This is a genomic window from Polaromonas sp. P1_E1_2 (assembly GCF_056406035.1).
In genome coordinates, this window is sequence record NZ_JBFUAZ010000498.1 from 1 (window position 1) to 3,195 (window position 3,195).

Here is a 3,195-nt window from a genome sequence, read left to right on the forward strand (position 1 = left end):
ACGATATCCCGTTGAACGCGGGCTGCCTGAAGCCGCTCAAGGTCATCATCCCGCCGGGCTCCATGCTCAACCCGAACCCGCCGGCTTCGGTGGTGGCAGGTAATGTGGAAACGTCCACCTGCATCACCAATGCGCTTTACGGCGCGCTGGGTGTGATGGCAGCCGGCCAGTGCACGATGAACAACTTCRCGTTCGGCAATGCCCGCCACCAGTACTACGAAACCATTTCGGGTGGTTCGGGTGCCGGCGGAAAGCTGGATGATGCGGGCAAGCTGGTGTCGGGTTTTGACGGCACCTCTGTAGTTCAGGCACATATGACCAATTCGCGGCTGACCGACCCGGAGGTACTGGAATTCCGCTTCCCGGTGCGGCTGGAAAGCTACGAGATTCGCCAGGGCTCCGGCGGTGCAGGCCGCTGGCACGGCGGCAATGGCGGTGTGCGCCGTGTCCGCTTCCTGGAGGCCATGACGGCCAGCATCCTGTCGAACGGGCGCAAACACGGCGCCTTCGGCATGGCCGGAGGTCAAGCCGGGCAGGTCGGGCAAAACGTTGTGGTCCGGGCGCAAGGCCAGATCGAAACACTGGGCCATATCGGCCAGGCCGAGATGCAGCCTGGTGATATTTTTGAAATCCATACGCCGGGCGGCGGCGGCTTCGGAAAAGCTTGACGCAATGCAGACAGGCCGGTTGGTGCCGGCCTGAGTCGCAGCAAACGCAGACACGTCACCATTGGTTATTGAGCCAAAGCACTTGACAGGCTGCGTTTGATCTTCCTGGCCGGAGCCATTCACCAGTACCTCTTTCAGGTGAAAATCTAAGGGTGGAAAACGCGCCTGCTGATGTGCCCTGGCTTTGGGGCAATCAAGCAGGTGGTGGGCCGCAATTCCCGTCGGGTCTTTTTGGATGAAATCCGGCTCTGGCGCAATCCTGGCAAGCGCAAGCAGCTATCAATTCAGGAGCAAATATGACCGCTTCGTTTATCGACAACTACCGGCTTCTGGCTCAGTACAACCGCTGGATGAATGAACGGCTGTATGACGCCTGTGAAACCCTGACCGATGAGGAGCGCCAGCGGGCCCGTGGCGCTTTCTTCGGCTCGATCCATCACACGCTCGGCCATCTGGTTCTGGCCGACCAGGTCTGGCTCAGGCGCTTTGCGCAATGTGGGGCAGACAACGGCATCCGTTTTACATCGCTGAACTCTGAAGTTGTCGACATGCCGCAGGCCTACACGCTGGACATGGTGCTGTACGAAGACTGGGCCGGGCTGAAAGCCAAACGGCAGCAGCTCGACGGTGCCATCGAGCAGTGGGCTGCCGACATGCCTGAGGCTTACCCGGCCATGACCATGCGCTACGCCAACTCGAAAGGGGTGCAGCGCGAACACGTGGTCTGGAAGGCCCTCACGCATTTTTTCAATCACCAGACACACCACCGGGGGCAGGCCACGACACTGGTCACGCAGGCCGGCGCCGCGGTGGGCGTGACGGACCTGATTGCGCTGGTGTAGAGGCCTTTGAAGTGCTATGAAATAGATAGCTGCTTGCGCCCGACCCTAAAGGGTTGGAAGCCAAAATTAACATAAAAAAACCCGCTATGAGCGGGTTTTTTATGGGTGCGGGCCAATTACTTCTTGGCAGCGCTTGCGGCAGGCTTGGCCGCCTCAACCTTGACTTCGGTCTTGGTTTCTTTTTTGGTGTCTTTCTTGGCGTCTTTTTTGGACGTTACCGCCTCTTTGGCATCTTTGGCCGATTCCACCACGGCATCTTTGGTCGCGATAGCCGCGCCCTTGACTGCATCCTTTGTGGCGATGGCTGCGTCTTTGGCCTTTTCGGTGACTGGCTTGTCGGCCTTCTTGCTGGCTTTGGCATCCGCTTTGGCTTCGGCCTTGGTTTTTGCCTTCGCATCTGCGGCGGCCGGGCCGGTATAGGCGGCACCCCCAACGGTCAGCCCTGCGGCCGAGAACTCGGCTGCGCGTTTTTCTCCAACACCTTTGACGCGGGTGATGAAGTCATCCCAGTTTTTGAACTCGCTTTTTTTGCGCTCGGAGATGATCAGCTTGGAGGTGACGGGGCCGATGTGTTTGATGCCGTCGAGTTCGGCCTCAGTGGCTTTGTTGACGTCGACCGCAGCAAAGGCCGCAACGAGAGACATGGCGGCGAAAAACGCCAGTACTTTCTTGAACATGGAAATCTCCTCAATGATGGATGGGCGAGGTGCGTTATGCACCCTTGTGAATAAAGGTGCTGCTTTTATAACGGGCTGGTCTCAGGCAGCGTTGACCCGCCTGGCGTGATTTGGGCTTAGGGAAACCCTAGGCCTCAGCTGTTCTTGCCCAGCCACTGCATGTAGGCAGTTACACCCGCTTGCACATCGGCAAAAACATGGCCACATCCGGTGGCGCGCAGGGCGCCCAGGTCGGCCTGGGTGTAGCTTTGGTACTTGCCCACCAAGGCCGGCGGGAAGGTGATGTAGTCGATGAGTCCGYCACGCACTGCATCTTCCAGGCTCAGTGCGGCAGCATCCTGTCCTTTGCGCAAGGTGTTTACGACCGCGAGGGCGACGTCGTTGAAGGGCTGGGCCCTTCCGGTGCCGAGGTTGAAGATGCCGGATTGTTCGGGATGGTCAAAGAACCAGAGGTTCACGGCCACCACGTCGTCAATGAAGACGAAGTCGCGCATCTGGCCGCCGGCGCCGTAGCCGCCGTATTCACCAAACAGCTTGACCTTGCCTTCGGCCTGGAACTGGTTGAACTGGTGAAAAGCCACGCTGGCCATGCGGCCCTTGTGCTGTTCGTGGGGGCCGTAGACATTGAAGTAGCGAAAGCCCGCAACCTGGGTGGCTGCGCCTTCAAACCGGTTGCCGAGTTCACGCCGCAGGCGCTGGTCAAAGAGCAGCTTGGAGTAGCCATAGACGTTGAGTGGTCGTTCGAATTCGGGCGATTCCCTGAACGTGTCGGATCCGCCGTAGGTGGCGGCCGACGAGGCATACAGCAGGCGTGTTCCCTGGTCCTGGCAGGCATGGAACAACTCGCACGACAGCGTGTAGTTGTTGTCCATCATGTACTTGCCATCGGGCTCCATCGTGTCGCTGCAGGCGCCTTCGTGGAACACGGCCTCAACCTGGCCATAAGCGCCTTCGGCAAAGAGGTCATAGAAGTCGTCGGCATCCACGTAGTCGGCGATCTGCAGGCCG

Annotated in this window: 4 protein-coding genes; 2 read left to right on the forward strand and 2 right to left on the reverse strand. The window is 59.3% G+C overall.

All coding sequences use genetic code 11. The features are described 5' to 3' along the window. The coding region (locus tag AC1D1P_RS18790; protein WP_477674014.1) for a hydantoinase B/oxoprolinase family protein at positions 1-668 on the forward strand (668 nt) is incomplete at its 5' end. 296 nt (positions 669-964) lie between these two features. Beyond that, positions 965-1,510, forward strand: a complete 546-nt coding sequence (locus AC1D1P_RS18795; RefSeq protein ID WP_477667958.1) for a DinB family protein — start codon at positions 965-967, stop codon at positions 1,508-1,510. Between the two features lie 116 nt (positions 1,511-1,626). On the opposite strand, the gene AC1D1P_RS18800 is transcribed toward AC1D1P_RS18795, so the two are convergent. Continuing rightward, positions 1,627-2,187 (reverse strand): ComEA family DNA-binding protein, encoded by a 561-nt coding sequence (locus tag AC1D1P_RS18800; protein ID WP_477667957.1) that lies wholly within the window; start codon positions 2,185-2,187, stop codon positions 1,627-1,629. A gap of 134 nt (positions 2,188-2,321) precedes the next feature. After that, positions 2,322-3,195 (reverse strand): ADP-glyceromanno-heptose 6-epimerase (gene rfaD / locus AC1D1P_RS18805; protein WP_477674015.1); only part of this gene is annotated, 874 nt, incomplete at its 5' end.